The organism is Streptomyces sp. NPDC001851 (assembly GCF_040297165.1).
GTDB lineage: Bacteria > Actinomycetota > Actinomycetes > Streptomycetales > Streptomycetaceae > Streptomyces.
Map to the genome: position 1 here is coordinate 221,888 of NZ_JBEOYR010000012.1, position 17,050 is coordinate 238,937.

Genomic DNA, 17,050 nt, shown 5'->3' on the forward strand with positions numbered 1-17,050 from the left:
CTGACCTGCGAATTCTCTGATTTATGAGGTTCCGGGCGGGTCGGCCCGACCTGTTTTCATGGGTCCACCACTGACCGGCGGAGCCGGAACGACCGGACGCGGCGAGCAGCGACATCGCACGACCTCCGCGGGCCGTCGGCGGCGAGCGGTCCGTCACGCTCATCGCAGTGGGCGCGGCCGTGATGGCGACGCCGGCGTCGTGCGGCGCGCCCAACTGGGCGGGGCGGTCTCGGGCATCGGCTCATTCATCAGGGCCGCACTCACGTTCCGCCCGAGACCTCACCTCGCGGCGCGCGAAGATCACCCCCGAGACCCTCACCGTCTCCACCGCCGAACCAGGATCACCCTCCGAGGAGGGCCTGCGTCTGCTCGCCTCCTGGGCCGCCACTCAGCACGCCGCCGCTCCCGCGGAGCAGAGAGCCGACTGACCGTCACCGGACGGAGGGCACGCCCGCGCGCGACAATGCGCCCCGGACGTGCGGCGAGGGGTCTGTCCACCGACCCGGGAGCAAGTGCCCCGCGCCGTGGCGCTCGACGAGCGGGGACGGCGTGTGAAGCCGGCCTCCCGCCCCGGTCGCCGCGCTCGTCGAGGCCGAGCAGAACGACGAGGTGAGCAGCGTGGCTCGGGGCGGTAGCCCGCTGCCCCAGCGCGCCCTCACTTCCGCCGCCATTCGTCGCGGAGTCGCCGAGCGGCAGTAATGGCACGCACTGCCTTGTCTGCAAGGGCGGGCACTTGGTCGAGGACGTAGCCCAGCACCAGGACGCACCCACCGATTCAGGCTATCGACGCCGTAGCCCAGCCGACCGTTTCCATGCGGACCAATTCGCCTTCCGTGAAGGGTGATCGGTCCGGCGGCATGGCTGCTCGAACCGATCACTGTGCTCTCAGTGATCAGGTCGAGAACCAAGCCCGCACGCTGTACTCGGGTATTCCGTTGTCGGCCAGCTGGCCTTTTCCTCTGACGAGGAAGGACACCCCCGGGTTTACACAGTGCGGTGGTCTCGCCCGGGTGCCGTAGCCAACGGTGTACGAACGGGCCGAGCCCCGCCCCGGAATCACATACCCCGTTATTCTTTCGTGACGTTGTGTTGCCGCGCCTTGGGCGTGCCAAAGATCCCTCGTCCCTTACTCGTGCCCCACCGCGACTGACTCCATGGGACGGGGCATGCGCATGCCCCCGTCTGAAGGTGAGAGCATGGCTGAGTCGATCGGGAAAGTGGCCTCTGAGCTGGTCTTTCTTCCTCCTGTGCATGACGCGACAGCCAAAGACTGAGGAACGGCGAGTGCCGTTCCCCGGTCTTCGCAGAGCCGACGCAAGACAGCCGTGTTCGCGGGTCGGCTCACGGCGTCAGCGGTCTCCAAGCGAATGCGTGAACATGCTGTGCCACCTCCACGGTCTTGTTTGCGGCGTTCTGTGCGACGAGCCTCCCCTCGAAGTACCCGCCCGTGGGCGCCGCCGGAGGGGTGCCCAGCAGTGACGCCGTCCTTCCGCCGCGGTGGGTCTCCCTGGCCAGAACCGGCGGCTCGGACGTCTCGACCCAGCGGTTTCCGGAGAGTTGGTAGACATGTGCAGCACCCCAGCGAAGGACGCGCCGGCCGTTCGCGTCGAACGGCCCGCCCCCTCCACAGCCCTGATCCGACCTGAACGCCGCGTGCACCCGCCCCCGGCTGTCGAACCACGAGGACAGCAGCCATGTGTTGCCGGGCAGCTGGGGCAGGTCCGGCTCGGTCACCTTGCCGGTCCTCGGATCCAGCACCGAGAGACCGGAGAACTCCTCGCAGGCGCTCGCGTGGCCGAACCAGGGAATCGTGATCTTGTCCAGCGCGGGGCTGACCTGTTCGCCGCCGAGGCGGCCACTGCCACTGACCGTTCCCAGCGGGACCGCACGTCCCCGGGCGTCGATGCGGTAGGGCTTGCCGACACCGGTGAAGTTCCCGAGGCCGGAATCGAAGTAGGCCGCGGTGACTGTGCCGTCGGGACCGGGGCCGAGGAGATCGAGACGCCCGCAGGAGGGACTGTCAAAGCAGTCCTCGGCGGCCGGCAGCGACCTAACGGGCACAGCCCGGCGGTCGCCTCCCGACGACGGGTAGCTCCACAGCGCCGGCTGCTTCGGCGTGGAGGCACCGTCCGAGACCAGCCCCTCACCGCGGAATGCGATCGCGGAGCAGCCGTCGCAGTCCCAGCTGTGCACGCGCGGGCTGACCGGTGGCTCACCGCGTCCTCGGCGTACCAGGTAGACCCTGAACCCTGATCCGTCGGGCTTCGCGACAGTCCAGCCGATGGAGAGCCCGCTGGCAGACCATACGATCCGCTGTACGCGGTAGCCGCTCGGGATCGTGGCGAGAGCCTTGGCCCTGCCATCCGTCCACAATGTGACGGCGCGGCCGTCGGCGTACGCGAGTTCAGGGGCGCGGAGCCCGGTCTGCTCGCGCTGAACGCGATTGATCTGCTTGATCACCGTGGCGACGACGGTGGGCTGTGTCTTCACGTTCACGTGGTTGCAGTCGCTCGCCAGCACCCGAAGGGGGACCTGATTGTTCCTGCAGGTGAGCACATGGGGCGCGCCCGTGTGGTGGGAGTACGCCGTCGCGGAGCCCAGCGAGACCGCGATGTCGCCCACGGACGATTCCGGCAACGAGGTCACCCCGAACACCGAGTTGAAGCTGAGCCTGACGTCCCCGGCGATTGCCATGACCGGTAGTTCCTTCGGCCACGGCGGCAGTTTCCTGATCTCGGGTGAGTCGTACATGAGGGCTTTCCCCTGAGGTGCTCGGAGCGCGTCGACGACGCCGCACACACTGTCGTCGTGCTCCAGCCCGTACTCCGCGCAGAGGCCGAAGACGGCTTCGAGCTGCCAGAGGGCCGGATAGCGCAGAGCGGAGACGGACAGCCCCTGCAGCACGGAGGCCGCGATCGAACCACGGGTGGGCGTGCCGATGGTGACGACCTCGGCGACGTCCTGCCAAGTCCGTCCTCCGGGGCGGCCATTGGGAAGCGACACCGCGTACCGCGCGGCGAGACCGCCCATCGAATGGGCCACGATCACGACCTTGTAGCCGGATGCCCGGGCCAGGCAGCCGACGGCGTCGCTCAATGCGGGGCCGATACGTGGATCCGTCACCCACTCCGGCTGGGCCGGCTCGTAGTCGAACGTCCACGCCGTGACCTTCGTCAACGCCGCGACCTTGCGGGGGAAGGAGTTCTTCCTCTTGCTCGGATCGGTCTCGTACCATGTGCTGGCGCCGGAGGCGATGCCGTGCACGAACAGTACGGGCATCGTGTTCGCCACGGGCTTGGTCGTGTCGTCGGGCCCTGCCACCTGCTGGAGGCTCCGGCTCGCGCAGGTTTCTGTCGCCGAGGCCGCGGAGCCGGCCATGAGAAGGGCGGCCAGCATGAGCAGAGCCGTGCACGGCGCCAGGAGGCGGGCTCTGTAACGGGGGAGACTCACTTGACCTCCTCCACGAGGGTGATCCGCCACGCCTTGTCCTTCTGGGCGAAGGCCAGTACGACGTGCCGGGCCGGCTCACCGGGCTTGCCCAGCGTTGCCTGGGCGTTGGCGTAACCGCCCTCCTCGTGCCAGCTGTTCGGCCACAGCCGCAATCGCGTGCCCTTCGGCAGAAGTCGGCCGGCCGAAAGTGTGTGTTCCAACTCCGGTACGAGCGCCGCTCGTTGGGTCCGTTCGTCCTCGGCCGTCAAGTCCTGTGCTGTGCGCTCCGCCTGGGCCGGGACCGGGTCACCCGGCGGGTACGGCAGCTCCTGCCGCTGCGCGGGCTTCGCATCGGGCTCTGAGAACACCTCTCTCTCGACGACGAGGTAGCCACCCAGGGCCACGACGAGCAATCCACCGCACACGCCGATGATCGACCTACGCATGTTTGTGCATCTCCCAAAAGACAGGAAGCGGTTCAATGTTCCGAGGCGTCGCGGGGACCGGCGGAAGCGCTCGGGCCGGGTCTGTGCCAGGGCGGGCGGACGAGCCGCCGGTCACGCCTCGAAGGGCCACGCCGGGGTTCAGGGGTGTATCTGCTCGATGAGACGCAGGTTGCAGGACACGTTCCCCTTGCCGCTCTTCGGCAGCACCCAGAAGGAACCGTCGCTGTCGAGGCCCACCAGTTTCGGTGTGCCTTTCAGCAGGTCGGGGGTGTACCTCCTGGCCACGTTGCGCAGTTCGACGAGCGCCTCCTCGCGTGTCTTGTTGCCACGCACCTGCTGTATGACCTTGACCTGGCGATGAGTCGGCGCCGCATCGGCCGCGACGGTCTCCTCCACGACGATCAACCACTTGGACATGGATCGGCCTCGATTTCACGGTGGTCGGGAACTCGCTCGGCGTGAGCGATCGGGGTGGGGCTCCTGGTCGGAGAAGCGCTCTCCTGTTCGGCGGGCCCGGGCGGGATTCCGCGGCGAGGATCAGCCGGCCTCGATGAGACAGTTGCTGTCTCCCTCGCCGGTGACATAGATGCGGCTGAGAGCCTGCGGGTCGGTCGGGCACTCGTGGAAGTGCCGGTAGAGGAAGCGCCCGGAGATCCGCCACCGGTCGGAGAACCGTTCCATGTACGTGTGGCCCGGGTCCGCGGAGGTGTCACCCGGTGTGCGCAGTTCGAGTTCGGCCTCTCCGCCGTTCACGACGATCCCGGAGACCTTGACCTTCTTGCCGCTTGCGAGTGCTTGGAGCGTGCCGGAGTCGGCGCTGTCGAAGGCCTCTTTGAAGTAGCCCTCGCACTTGCCCTGCTTCTTCTCCATATCGGTCCGTGCTTCAAGGGTGTACAAGGCGCACGCCGTCCTCGCGTCCCTGCCGGAGACGGCCTGGGCGTAGGCCATCCACGTCTGGCGCACGCCGTCCTCTCCGGGGGCGGCGCCGACCGAGGCGACGCCGCCGGCCGAGCCGAACGCGCCGAACCCGGGGCCGCCGCTGCCCTCCGAACCGGCGTACACCACCCCGCCGATGCCCCCGCCCAGCAGCAGAAGCGCGCCGATCGCGCCCCCGAACCTGAACTTGTTCGACCGCTTCGAGCTGTCGATGTTCCCACCGGCCACCTGGGCGCCCTTGCCGGTGATGCCTCCGCCGTTGACGTTGACCTGATGGTGAGGCGAACCGGACGTCGCGGCACCCTGGTTCGCGGCCTGGAGACAGGCGCTCACTGCTTCCTTCAGGGCCTGGGCGCACGCGGAGTCGTTCTGGGCGGCGGTGGCGAGCGCGCTCGCGGCCCGCATTCTGCGCTCGGGATCCCGGGGGGACTCCTCGAGTCGCCCGAGTACCCGGTTGCCTTCGTCGGTCGTGCGCAGACACCGTCCGACCAGATCGGTCACGGCGTCGGCCGCCACGTTCTGGACGGCACCGGCCAGGACATCACCGGCGATGCCGATCGCTGTTCCCGCCAGGATCCCGAACTCGACCATGTTCTGTTCCTTTCCTCTCCAGGGACGGAGGTCAGTAGTGCTTGACCGGCCCCCAGCCCCTGCCGTGGGAGGTGAGGTAGGTCTTGATGTAGTAGGTCGGGCTCAGTCCGGCGCCGTTGGCCCGGCCTCCGATGCCGCCCGGCAGCTGCCGGGCGGTCATGGCCGGACTGTAGGCACGGAAGATCTCACCGGCCCCGGTCAGGCAGTTGTTCACGCGGATGTCGTAGTTCGAGCGGGCGACCGCCCGGTACTTCTGCTGGGCCTCGGCGATGTCGCCTGTGGCCGTGTTCTGGCATCGGTAGAAGTCGTACTTCGCCGGGGACAGGATGCTCTTGCCGGCCGTCAGGTCCCGCCACGTGCCGCCGGCGATGCGGGCGCCCATGGCGAACGGGTGACGGAGTGCCGGTCCCTCGAAGGAGCCCCAGATGTAGTGGTCGGAACGGGAGGTGTCCTTGATGGACCAGGCGGCGTGGCCGACTCCGCCGGGGCCGCGGTCGACGTCGAGGAAGAAACAGACCTGGCCCAGGGTGGCGGCGTGAGCCTCGGGTGCGGTGACGACCGGGAGCGTGACGAGTGCCGCAGCGGCCAGCGCGCTGACGAGGCGGGGGGCGACGGACAGGCGGCCGGAGGTGGAGGCGGACATGCGTGCGGACATGGCTGACCCCTTCGGGTGATGGTGGATTCGATCGCGTCGAGGACGGCCCACCGGGCGGTTGCCGGTGGCCTGCGACCCGTCACCACCGTAGAGGCGTTCTGGGCTCGTTTCCGCATGTCCGGGTGGTGAAGAGCACCCATGACCAACTGTGACCAAGATCGTTCCAGGCCGGCGTGGGGTGCGGGTCAGTCGAGCAGCCCCAGCTGACACGCCTTGACGACGAGCTGGGTACGGCCGGTCACTTCGAACGCGCGGCACAGGTCTTTGATGCGCCGGCGCGCCGTCGACCGTGACACTCCGAGCCGACGAGCGATCGCCTCGTCCTTCACCTCGTCGGCGAGTAGGACGACGAGGTCCAGGTGCTGTTCCATCAGGGCGCGGCGGGAGTCCTGCCCGGCGGAGCCGAAGGGGGTGGCTCCGCGCCAGTGCCGCTTGAAGAGGTCTGCGGCCGCCGCGACCGCTCCCGGCGTGCGCACCGTCATGATCCCTGCCTGGTTGTCGGCCGGATCCAGGGCCGTGGCCACGTAGGCGTTGTCCACGATGAAGACCCATACGGGCAGGGTGGGGACGGTACGGACCTCCACGCCCGCGTCCGCCATGGCCTGGGCCCCCTGCATCAGGCTCGGGAGGATGTCGATGCTGTCCAGGAGCAGGACCCGCACCCGCGTTCCGCGGCGCGCGGCGAACCTGGCCAGGTCGACGATGGCCGTGTAGTCGGTGGTGTCCCCGACGCCTGGCGCCGCACCCGCGGCCGCCATGCACTGAACGGAGGAGGCGGACGTGGCCGCGATCCGCTCCAGGCAGGACCATGCCCGGTCGCTCCCGCGGTACACCTGCGTCTCGTCGTACGACGACGTCGGGGCCGTGCCGAACTCGGCGGTCAGCTCACTGATCGCCAACCGTGCGAGTTCGAGCTCCTGTTGGCGGCGCGCCAGGCTCAGCCGCGCCCGCTCCAGCAGCGGGGTGCAGGCGAGCTCGGGATGCACTGCGCGAAGCTCCCCGGTCGTGGAGCCGGTGAGCAGGCCGAGGCCCAGCAGCCGGTCGGCGGTCGTCCGCGCGGCCTCGACGGAGAGCCCCATCACGGCTCCGATCTCCTCGACGCCCGCTGTCGTTCGTCTCAGAACCTCGCGGTAGAAGTCCGATTCGCTGGCGTCCATGCCCAGGCTGGTCAGCAATCTCCCACTCCTTGCGCTGTCGCGAAGTCGACGATCGGCGCCGGTCGCCGCCGGCCATGAGAGATCTTCCCGGGCTCAGTGCGCGAGCCACCTTGCGACAATCGCGATCAAGTCACAGTCGATCAAGCCCACTGGCTGCGGCCGATCTGATCCATACGGCCGGCGACCTGCGGTTGTGCCCCTGGGGTGTGTGAGGTACAGGGAAGGCCAGGGAATCCTGACGCCCGTCCGACGCTGCTTCTGATGCGGCGTCACGGAGTTCATCGTGGCACTCGGTCCCAGTCGCCACCTTATGGGGATTCGCCGGACATCGCGCCCCTCGACCGTGTTGGATGGCACTCGCCCGGCCTTTTGTCAGCCAGGCGCACAGCACGACGCGTGCATGAACGGGGGGAACGCCATCACAGCGATGGGGAATGTCTCGGGCGGCGATGAGTTCCGAGCGGCGGTGATCGCCCGTACCAGGCGGCGAATCGAGATCTACAGGGACGCCGGGGAGACGTGGAGGTTCGCCCAGAGCCTGAAGTCGGTCAGTGAGGACACCGCTCAGGAGTACGAGGGCCGCACGATCCTCGAACTCGTCCAGAACGGGCATGATGCGCTGGGCAGCCTCAGCCCGGGAAGGATCGCCGTCCTGGCCGTCCAGCAGGAGGGCAGCCGCGTTCTGTACGTGGCCAACGAGGGCGCGGGGTTCGCCGCGGAGAACTTCCGCGCCATCACCGAGCTGGCGTTGTCGAGCAAGGCGGCCGGCGAGGGAATCGGCAACAAGGGGCTCGGCTTCCGCAGTGTGCTCCAACTGACGGACTGGCCCGAGATCTACTCGAAGGCCGCTCCCGAGTCCCCCGGCTTCGACGGCTACTGCTTCCGTTTCGCCAGGCCGGAAGACGTGCGCAGCCTGGTGGACGACCCCGTGCTCGCGACCCGGGTGATCGAGGACATCTCCCCCCTGGCACTGCCGGTACCGGCCGACACCACCGATCCGGTGCTCGGGGAACTGGCCGAGGAAGGCTACTCCACGGTCGTCCGGCTTCCGCTGCGCGACCAGCGGGCCTGGGAGCTGGCTGTGGCGCAGGCCGAGGAGTTGGTGGACGGTGAGGCACCACTTCTGCTCTTCCTCGACCGTGTTGCCGAACTCCTCGTCGAAGTGCGCAGCGGCTCCGACGCCGGTTCGCGGCATGTTCTCGTGCGTAGCGAGCGCGCCTCGGACCTGGTCGCCGCGGGCGCGACCGACTGGGTCCGGGAGGTCGACCTCGCTGGAGCGGGCCGATACCTGCTGGCGCGTCGCACACTCGAGCCTGATGCCCTGGGTGACGCGGTCCGGCGCAGTGTCCAGGCCCGCGAGATCGACGCGGCCTGGGAGAACTGGGACGCGGAAGCATGGGTGGCGGTCGCACTGCGCCTTGACGAACCGCTCGGCCAGGGACGCCTGTACACCTTCCTGCCGATGGCCGCAGGCGTCCGCGCTCCGTTCTGCGGCCACGCCCACGCTCCGTTCTTCACCAAGCTGGCTCGTCTCGCCATCAGCGAGAACGTCGCCCTGAACGCCTTCCTCCTGGACCAAATGGCCGTGCTGACCGTCGAATTGAGCAGGAGGATCCGCTCAAAGGCCCCGCACCCTCTCGCCGCGGACCTCGTCCTCGACCTCATGTGCTGGGAGGCGCCGGCGCGGCTGGACGCGGCTCTGAACGGGCGGCTCGCCACCGAACCGATCGTGCCCCTGCACGGCCGGGAAGCATGGGGCTCCTTGCAGACCGCCTACGGGTGGCCCGACGGCAAGCGTTCCTGGCGGGTCCTCACCACCGACGCACTCACGCGGGCGGGAGCCGACCTCCTCGCCCCGTCGGTCGGACCCGAGCGCCACACCCGTGTGGACAGGCTGTGCAGAGCCGTCCTCTCCAGGCCGTTCCGTCCCCCGGCCCAGCTGGCCGCCGGGTGGGCCGAAACCGTGGCCCAGGCCCTGCTCGGCCCCGAACACACGGCAGGCCCGGCGTGGGGAGACTTCTACAGCGACGTGTCCCACGCGTTCGCCCGCGACCATGGCGTGCTGCGAGGCCGACGCATCATCCTCGACCAGGACATGCGACTGAGGGCCGCCCTCGGCGGCCGGACCGAGTCCGGGAAGCCCGACGCGACCGTCTTCTTCCACCCCGACCCCGACACCCCGGAGGGCGACTCCGTCACACGCGTCCCCGGTGACCTCAGGGCACTCCGTCGCCGTATCTCGTTCACCCACCCGGCCATCGCCTGGGACAGTGCCGGGCGCGGATTCCTCGAACGCAACGAGCTGGTGCGTCCCTACCAGCTCGACCGCGTCTTCGACGCGTTGAGCGACCTCCTTTCCGCGCGGCCCGCGGAGGCACTGAGCCGCGACGCCCTCACCTTCGCCTTCCGGCAGTACCCGGCGCTCACCCAGAGCCAGCGCCGCCGGCTCGCCCGTATCCCCTTCCGGGTGCCGCTGGCCGGGGACGGGTGGGCGAGAGCGGCACGATGCTCCTTCTCACCCGCCTGGGGAACCGAAGGGGCACGTCGGCTGGAGCGGTTCCTCGCAGAAGGCGGCGACCGGATTCCCGCCCTGGCCGCTCAGCGGGACCAGTGGATCAGCGGTCCCGGGGAATGGCCCGCCCCGGTCCGGGACCGGGCGGCCTACGCCGAGTTCCTGGAGGCTCTCGGGGTGTGCGACGGGCTGAGACCGGGGCACGTCGGGGACCGACTCGGGGCTCGCCATGGCAACGAACTCCGGCCGTCGAGTCTGGCCATCCGCTTCGGACTGCAGGACGAACTCGCGGCCGCCTGGGCCGCCGACATCAGGAGCGGGTGGACGAGATTCGCCCATCCGTGCACGCCCTACGAGTTCGAACACCCCCTGGCCCATCTCGCCGGAGCGAGCGAGGTGGCCGGACTCAACCCGGTCGCCCGTCGTGAGTTCGCCGAACTTCTGCTGCACGGACTGCGCAGCTGGGGTGAGGACGTGCTCACCGTCACCGTGCACAGACCCACGTACACCTTCAAGGACGCGCATGTCTGGCCCACGCCACTCGCCTCCTTCCTCCGAAACCTGGCCTGGCTTCCGGTGGCGGAGGGGGACGGCCTGTCCTTCGTCGAGCCGTGTCGCGCCTGGTTCAGCACCGACGGCGAACTCCCCCCGTTCGTGGCGGCGTTGCCGTTGTCGACGCGGCGCATGCTCGCCGACGGGACCGTCGTCGAGCGCCTGGTCCGGCTGGGCCTTCGCAGGTGGGACGATCCTCGGCACGCCGGAGCAGCGGTGAAGCAGCTCGGCGGGGTGCTCGACAAGGGGGACGTACCCGAATATCTCAGCGTTTCCTTCAAGAGGCACTACGAGCGCGCGTGGACGGACATCGCGCGCACCGGACAGTGGCCCTGGGTGGCGGGCGAGGAGATCCGGCTCGTCGTCAGCCGCACCCATGTGCTGGGCACCTTCACGCCGACGGCAGGCGACCTCCCTGTGAGCGTCTGCGACGAGGCCGACCCTTTGAAGGAGGCGCTCATCGAGCTGGCGGGCCATCCGGTGCTCGTCGCCCCCGCGGAGTGCGGTGACGCCGTCGTCCGTCTGGCCGAGGCGAACGGGCTGAAGGTGGAGCGCACATCGGTCACCCATGTGCAGGTGCGTCATCGGGACGGCGACCCGATCACACCGACGGGGCAGGCGGCAGCGCTCGTCGCGGGACGCGAGTGGCTGGTCACCGTGGTCGCTCTCGCCCTGGAACTCAAGTCCGGGGCGTTCGTGCGGCGCAGTGAGCGTGGCGTCCGCACCGCGCTCGAACGGCTGCGAGCCCTCCGCGTCGTACACGCAGACGATGTGCAGATCGCCATCTCCGGGACGCCGACCGAGCCGCCGTCGACGACGCGTGCGCTGCCGCTGCCGGACGAGGAACACCCCACAGTGGTCGTCTGGAGAAGCGATGAGGGCTGGGACGAGCTGCAGGCGGCGACACCCGCTGTCGCCCAGTTGCTGGGCAGGCCCTGGCTGCAGGACGCACTGGAACTGATCCTCGTCAAACTGGAGCGGAGCCTCGGCGAACACAGTCCCGAGCACATCCAGGACAGCGTGCTCGCCGCAGCGATGGACACGACCGGGGCCAAGGTCACCGAGATCCGGCGCAACCTCACCGGTGACGTACAGGACACGGTGCGGCTGCTCCGCCCCGCGCTGGCGTGTCTGGCCGGCGATGACTGGAACGAGCAGACGGCCCGCGTCCTCGCGCGTGCGGCGGGCGAGCGCGAGCTCGCCGAGATCATCGACCGGCTCATCCCCGGCCTGCCGCTGCCGTCGGCCGACCTGGTCGAGCTGGCCCGTTCCTGCGCGACGCCGGCGGAACTGAGGGACGAACTGCGGCTCGACTTCGAGAAGTTCAACGACGCCCTGGCTTCTCTCGGCCCCGGCTACTCCCCGGAGTACTACCCAGAACGCCATGAACAGGTCTTCGGCGACTTCGTGCGCGCCCACTCCGAGGTCTTGCTCGACCGGCTCCGTGAACGGTATGCCGCCGCCGCGCTGCGGGGTGAGGACATCTCCGGTTATGCCGCGGCCCGCGGATTCCACGGCCTGCAGCCCGACCCGGACTGGCTGCCTCGGTTCATCGTTCCGCCCGAGGAGGCGATGCGGTGTCGGGTGCGGGAGTGGCTGCGTGGGCACGGAGCCGACGACGACCTGGAGCTGCCCACCGGACTCGAACCCGTGGAACGGCTCCGCGCACGCAACACGGCCGCGCTCGAAGCGTTGGTGCCTACGCTGGGCACCCTCGTAGCCGCCTGGTGCCGCCGGTACGGCATACCGGTGCCCGCGGGATGGCATGGTGCCGTGCTGCTGCAGTGCAAGAGCTTGATCGACGGCAGCGGACTGAGCGATCTGCTGCCGTTGAGCGAGGAAAAGCTGGTCGACGCCGTTGCACGCGCCGTGGGATGGCCTGCCGGTATGCCGCACGCCGCTGATCCCGCCGCGCTGGGTCTCACCGCCAAGGACCTCGCGCACACGTTGGCGCCGCCCCGGGGCTCCGGCGGCCCGGCCGCTGTCGCTCCGCGCACGATCACCATTGGAGACGCCGAGGTCAGGGTCGGCCGCGACCAGTTCTCTGCCATCGCGGACATCGCGTCGAGGACCATCGACGAATCCTTCCTCGCCCAGTCCGGCAGAGTGCGGCTCGACACCGTGGCCGGTGTGCCCCAGCCGCGACGCGGAGGCACCTCGCCCACCAAGCCACGTGTCGTCGTCGCCCGGACGACGCAGCCGGACGAGGACCAGCGTTCCGCTGTGGGCCTTGTCGGAGAGGTGGCCGCACGCGCCTGGCTCCAGCGCCACTACACCGACGTGAAGTGGACCTCGGGTTACGCGGCTGTCATCAACGACGACCCCGAGGCGTCCGACAGCCTGGGCTACGACTTCGAGGTCGCCTGGCGGGACACCACACGGCTGTACGAGGTCAAGGCTCTGAGCGGACCGTGCGCCGACCGCGTGGAGTTCGAACTGGGACCGTCCGAGGTGGATGCGGCCCGCCGCCATGCACGGGGCAACCGCTACCGCGTCCTGCTGATCACCTCCGCCCTTGCACCCGAGGACCGGCGCGTCTTCGATCTGCCGAATCCCTTCTCGGTGCAAGGACGTGACCGCTTCAGGATCGTGAGCCGGGGGTTGCGTTACCAGTGCTCGCCGCTGGGGAGGCAGTAGCACCGGCCTGTACCGGCCGACGGCCTGCCTGCCGGCGTCCGACGGCCCCACTGCGGGGTGGAGACAGATGCCTCCGCCCCGCCGCCCACCGTCACTTCTGCGGACCCGTGGTCCGCAGCAGTTCAAGCAACCCCTGCGTCGGCAGCAACTGGTCATCGGTGACGGGCGCCGGGGTGGGGACGGAAGCGCATCAGGCTGTTGCGGAACTGGCGGCACTCCCTGGTGCGGCTCGTGACGCTCATTAAACGGGACGTGGCTTGACCTTGACACGTTGTTAAGGTGTGCCCTGGGTGCAGGAGGTGGTCCCGATCATCACGACAAGCGGAACCCCGCAGAACACCCGCGTCCTCAACGCCCTGAGCGCCAAGGACTCGTCGGTCCGGCTTCAGGCGGCACTGGCGGTCGGCTCGAACCCCGACCCGACCTTCCTGGAGACGCTCGTCGAGCGGTGCGCGGTCGAGCCGGACTTCTTCGTACGGGACATGCTGTCCTGGGCGCTGACCCGCTTCGCGCCGGAGATCACCCTGCCCCGGATGCGCAGGGAACTCGGCTCCGGGCGCACGCAGGCCCGCAGTCAGGCGTTGCACACGCTCTCCAAGATCGGCGACAGGAGTGCGTGGGCCTGGATCACCCGCGACATGCTGCGCGACACCGACGACGAGGTCGCGCGGACCGCGTGGCGGGTCGCCGTCGTCCTCGTTCCCGAGGACGAGGAGAAGGACCTGGCCGACGAACTGGTCAGCCAACTCGGCCGCGGCGACCGCACGGTGCGGCTGAGCCTGAGCCGGGCCCTCGTCGACCTCGGCGACGCGGCCAAGGCCGCCCTGGAGCAGGCCGCGGCGGACCCCGACCCGGTGGTGGCCGCGCACGCTCGTGCCACCGAGCTGCTCCGGCGGAACCCGGAGACCGGTTTCGACGCGGCCATCGACGAGGCGAAGCGCGTCGTCACCCTCGGCCCGGAACGAGCCGCTGCCGCCGACGCCGCGGAGACCGCGCCGTGCTGATCGGCGAAGTGGCCCGCCACTCGGGGGTGAGCCCGCGGATGCTCCGGCACTACGACGCCCTCGGGCTGGTGCGACCGACCGGTCGCACCGTCGGCGGCTACCGCGAGTACTCCGCCGAGGACGTCCGAAGGATCTTCCACGTGGAGAGCCTGCGGTCCCTCGGGCTCTCGCTCAAACAGATCGGGCGCGCGCTGGAGAACCCGTCCTTCACACCGTCCGCCCTCGTCGGCGACCTCATCCGGTGGACGGAAGACCGCTTGGCGCGGGAACGGGAGCTGCTCGGGCGGCTCCGCGCGATCGATGCGTCGGCGCCGGCCGGCTGGCAGGACGTCCTGCGGATCGTCGAGCTCATGCAGGGGCTCAACTCGGCCAGTCCCGCACGCAGGTTGCAGACCGTCCTGGCCCGGCCGGAGGGTGTGTCGGTCCCCGTCGGGCTGCTGGCCGACGCGGTCCTGGCGGAATCCGACCCCAACGTCGCGGGCGCCCTGCGCTGGGCGCTCGCCCGGTCGGGCGGCGACGGCGTGGCGGCACTGGCGGCCGGCGTGCACGCGGAGGACGTCGACATCCGGCGGCGCGCGGTGCTGGCACTCGCCGGGATGTCCGAGGTCCCGGGGGTGGCCGCGGCGCTTGCCGACGCGCTGGGGGACCCGGACCCGACGGTGCGCGGGCGTGCCGCTCTGGCGTTGGGCAGACGTGGCGTGACCGCGGCCGTGCCGGCACTCGTCGGCATGGTGGTCGAGGGCTCCAGCGACGTCGACGCTGCGGAGGTGCTGGGAACGCTCTCCCAGGACCCCGGGTGTGCGGTCCGGATCACGACCGCACTGGTCGACGAACTCGCCGCGCCCGCCGCGGACTCCGCGACGCGGATACGCCTGACCCAGGCTCTGGTCGAGCTGCCGGTGACCAGCGTGCTGGAGGTCCTGCGCCAACTGGCTCACGACGACGACCCCGCTGTCGCCCTGGTCGCCTCGGCATGGGTCGGAGTTCTCGACGAGCGGTCCGCCGAAGACCGGGGAGACGAGGACTCCTGAAGCCGGCCGGTTCGATCACCCCGCGTCGTTTCGATCACCCAGCGTCGTGACGACCCCACCGGCTCGACGTCTGTGAGGTGGCTGCGGACCCGCCTGGCCGTGGGCGCCGTCGCACCGTCCGGATGCGCCGCACCGCGACATCGGCCCGCTTCGTCGGCTGCTAAGTTGACGAATGAATCGGACCTGGATCGACGGGGGTTGAACAGGGATGCCGGACCAGATTGCGTCAACGGTCGACATCTGTGTCATAGGATCCGGCGCGCCCGGGCTGGCGCTGGCGAAGACACTGGTCGACGCGGGCCACCGGGTCGCTGTCGTCAGCGGTGACGACGCCGGACAGGCATCGACGTCGGCGACGACGGTGCTGCAGCCCGGTGCCCTCAAGGTGCTCGACGCGCTCGGTCTTCGGCAGGCCGTCGAGGCGAGAGCCCACCGGCTCGACGGCTACGACACCTATGTCAACGGCCGACGGATCGCCGCGCTGCGTTACGCGGACCTGAGCGACAGCCCGGCCCCGTACGGTCTGGGGGTCACCGGTGACACGCTGCGGGGGGTGATCCTGGAGGAACTCACGGCCGGCGTCCTCTTCGAGCTGTTCGCGGGCTCCCGGGTGCGCTCCCTGCTGAGAGGACCGGACGGCAGGCTCAGCGGTGTCTCGTTGACGGCGGAGAACGGCGACCCGTTCGTCATCGAGTGCCGGATCGTGGTGATCACCGAAGGTCACGGCGCGGCGGCCGGGGCACTCACGGGTATCGACATGCAGCCGGTCGAACGGGGCGACGAGGCTCTGACGTTCACCGTGCCACGGCCCGACGGCTGGCCCGCCGTGCTCAGCAACCACTACCGCGACGACAACCGCCATCTGAGCATCGCCGCGTCCGCCCCGGACCGGTTGAGCGTGCGGTGGGGAATCCGTAGCGGATCAATGGGTGAAGTCAGGGCGCAGGGCTTTGACGCGTTCCGGCAGGGCATTCTCCAGGTCGAGCCGCGGCTGGAGCCGGTACTCGGCGGAATGCGCGGCTGGGAGGACGTCGACCACCGCGCTCTCACCGGTTATCTCACCGACCACTGGGCGGCCGACGGCCTGTTGCTGGCCGGAAACGCGGCGTACAGCCTGCCCACCTTCGGCGGCCAGGATCTCAACCTGCCGCTGCACGACTCCGTTTCGGCCGCCAGGGTCGTCGAGCGCGCGCTGCGCGAGGACGACGTCTCGGCCACGTCGCTGCGCGAGTTCGAGCGGGAACGCCGCTCGCTGGTGGCGAACATCGCAGCCTTCTGGTCGAAAGGCGGTGTCTCCGGCACCGCCCTGCCGTCGGGGCCGGTCAGCGGAGCGGTCGGGAAGGCCCTGAAGCGCATGTTCCGCTCCATGGCCCTCGGGCCGGAGGCCTGGCAGAGTTCCGCCGCGCCGGCGGCTGCCTGGCCGGCGGGACGGGACACCGGCGGTCCGCGGCCCGCTCGCCGTACGGTCAGGGACCCGGCGCCCGGCCGGGACGCGGGGGTGCCCCGGGCCTCGGGCCTCCACCTGGCCTGGCCGCGGCCCCCGGAGGACGGTGGTCCGGTCCTCGCCGACATCGACACGTATGTACGGGAGAGCGCCCTGCCTGTGACCGGGCCGCTGTCCGGACGCCTGCTGTGGCAACTCGCCAAGGTGTCCGGCACCCGGCGGGTGTTCGAGTTCGGCTCCGCGAACGGCTCCTCGACCATCTGGCTGGCCCGCGCCGTCGGCCCGGGGGGCAAGGTCTATCACAGTGAGCGGAACGAGACGTCGGCCGAGAAGGCCCGCGAGCTCATCGATCGGGCCGGGGTCGCTGACCAGGTGGAGATCCTGGTGGAGGACACGCTGGAGAACCTGCAGTCGGTCGACGGCGACTTCGACCTCATGCTGTGCGACGTGGGCCAGGAACTGCACGTGAGCATGCTCGACGAGGTGCTGCCGAGGCTGCGCAGCGGCGGCCTGTTCATCGCCGACAACGTTCTCCTGAACTCTGGCCGGGCCCGTCCCGGCGGGATCCTGGACGAGATGTTCGCCGGGGAATCGCTGTTCACCACGCTGATCCCCCTCGGGGCCGGGCTGGCCGTGGGCGTCAAGCAGTGAGTCCG

10 protein-coding genes and 1 pseudogene are annotated in these 17,050 nt (G+C 69.9%); 5 read left to right on the forward strand and 6 right to left on the reverse strand.

Annotated elements, in window-relative coordinates:
- Positions 1 to 311: 311 nt before the first annotated feature.
- Positions 312 to 428: pseudogene (locus ABT171_RS19990) on the forward strand (transcriptional regulator); the annotation flags it as partial.
- Positions 429 to 1,341: 913 nt separating this feature from the next.
- Here ABT171_RS19990 and ABT171_RS19995 read toward each other — a convergent pair.
- The 6 genes from ABT171_RS19995 to ABT171_RS20020 all read right to left on the reverse strand — a co-directional run bounded on the left by ABT171_RS19995 (position 1,342) and on the right by ABT171_RS20020 (position 7,232).
- Positions 1,342 to 3,450, reverse strand: a complete 2,109-nt coding sequence (locus tag ABT171_RS19995) for an esterase/lipase family protein (protein ID WP_351245522.1) — start codon at positions 3,448 to 3,450, stop codon at positions 1,342 to 1,344.
- Positions 3,447 to 3,875, reverse strand: coding sequence for a hypothetical protein (locus ABT171_RS20000; protein ID WP_351245524.1), 429 nt, complete (start codon positions 3,873 to 3,875; stop codon positions 3,447 to 3,449). The genes ABT171_RS19995 and ABT171_RS20000 overlap by 4 nt, the downstream gene beginning before the upstream one ends.
- Positions 3,876 to 4,013: 138 nt before the next feature.
- On the reverse strand, positions 4,014 to 4,292 hold the full coding sequence (locus tag ABT171_RS20005; protein ID WP_351245526.1) for a hypothetical protein: 279 nt from the start codon (positions 4,290 to 4,292) through the stop codon (positions 4,014 to 4,016).
- Positions 4,293 to 4,412: 120 nt separating this feature from the next.
- Entirely contained in the window at positions 4,413 to 5,402 is a 990-nt protein-coding gene (locus ABT171_RS20010; RefSeq protein ID WP_351245528.1) for a hypothetical protein, read from the reverse strand.
- A gap of 31 nt (positions 5,403 to 5,433) precedes the next feature.
- Positions 5,434 to 6,057, reverse strand: coding sequence for a hypothetical protein (locus ABT171_RS20015; protein ID WP_351245530.1), 624 nt, complete (start codon positions 6,055 to 6,057; stop codon positions 5,434 to 5,436).
- 185 nt (positions 6,058 to 6,242) lie between these two features.
- Positions 6,243 to 7,232, reverse strand: coding sequence for a helix-turn-helix domain-containing protein (locus tag ABT171_RS20020; protein ID WP_351245532.1), 990 nt, complete (start codon positions 7,230 to 7,232; stop codon positions 6,243 to 6,245).
- A 409-nt stretch (positions 7,233 to 7,641) separates the two neighbouring features.
- Here ABT171_RS20020 and ABT171_RS20025 point away from each other — a divergent pair, with 409 nt between their 5' ends.
- From ABT171_RS20025 to ABT171_RS20040, 4 genes are all read left to right on the forward strand, one after another.
- Positions 7,642 to 12,915 (forward strand): sacsin N-terminal ATP-binding-like domain-containing protein, encoded by a 5,274-nt coding sequence (locus ABT171_RS20025; protein ID WP_351245534.1) that lies wholly within the window; start codon positions 7,642 to 7,644, stop codon positions 12,913 to 12,915.
- 290 nt (positions 12,916 to 13,205) lie between these two features.
- Positions 13,206 to 13,919, forward strand: a complete 714-nt coding sequence (locus ABT171_RS20030; RefSeq protein ID WP_351245536.1) for a HEAT repeat domain-containing protein — start codon at positions 13,206 to 13,208, stop codon at positions 13,917 to 13,919.
- Entirely contained in the window at positions 13,913 to 14,950 is a 1,038-nt protein-coding gene (locus ABT171_RS20035; protein ID WP_351245538.1) for a MerR family transcriptional regulator, read from the forward strand. The genes ABT171_RS20030 and ABT171_RS20035 overlap by 7 nt, the downstream gene beginning before the upstream one ends.
- Positions 14,951 to 15,158: 208 nt before the next feature.
- Positions 15,159 to 17,045, forward strand: a complete 1,887-nt coding sequence (locus ABT171_RS20040; RefSeq protein ID WP_351245540.1) for an FAD-dependent monooxygenase — start codon at positions 15,159 to 15,161, stop codon at positions 17,043 to 17,045.
- The last annotated feature ends 5 nt before the right edge of the window (positions 17,046 to 17,050 follow it).

What these genes read in the sequence shown, in the direction of transcription:
- ABT171_RS20025 (WP_351245534.1), top strand. Translation starts at nt 7,642, where the DNA reads ATGGGGAATGTCTCGGGCGGCGATGAGTTCCGAGCGGCGGTGATCGCC.
- ABT171_RS20040 (WP_351245540.1), top strand. Translation starts at nt 15,159, where the DNA reads ATGCCGGACCAGATTGCGTCAACGGTCGACATCTGTGTCATAGGATCC.
- ABT171_RS20005 (WP_351245526.1), bottom strand. Translation starts at nt 4,292, where the DNA reads ATGTCCAAGTGGTTGATCGTCGTGGAGGAGACCGTCGCGGCCGATGCG.
- ABT171_RS20010 (WP_351245528.1), bottom strand. Translation starts at nt 5,402, where the DNA reads ATGGTCGAGTTCGGGATCCTGGCGGGAACAGCGATCGGCATCGCCGGT.
- ABT171_RS20000 (WP_351245524.1), bottom strand. Translation starts at nt 3,875, where the DNA reads ATGCGTAGGTCGATCATCGGCGTGTGCGGTGGATTGCTCGTCGTGGCC.
- ABT171_RS20015 (WP_351245530.1), bottom strand. Translation starts at nt 6,057, where the DNA reads ATGTCCGCACGCATGTCCGCCTCCACCTCCGGCCGCCTGTCCGTCGCC.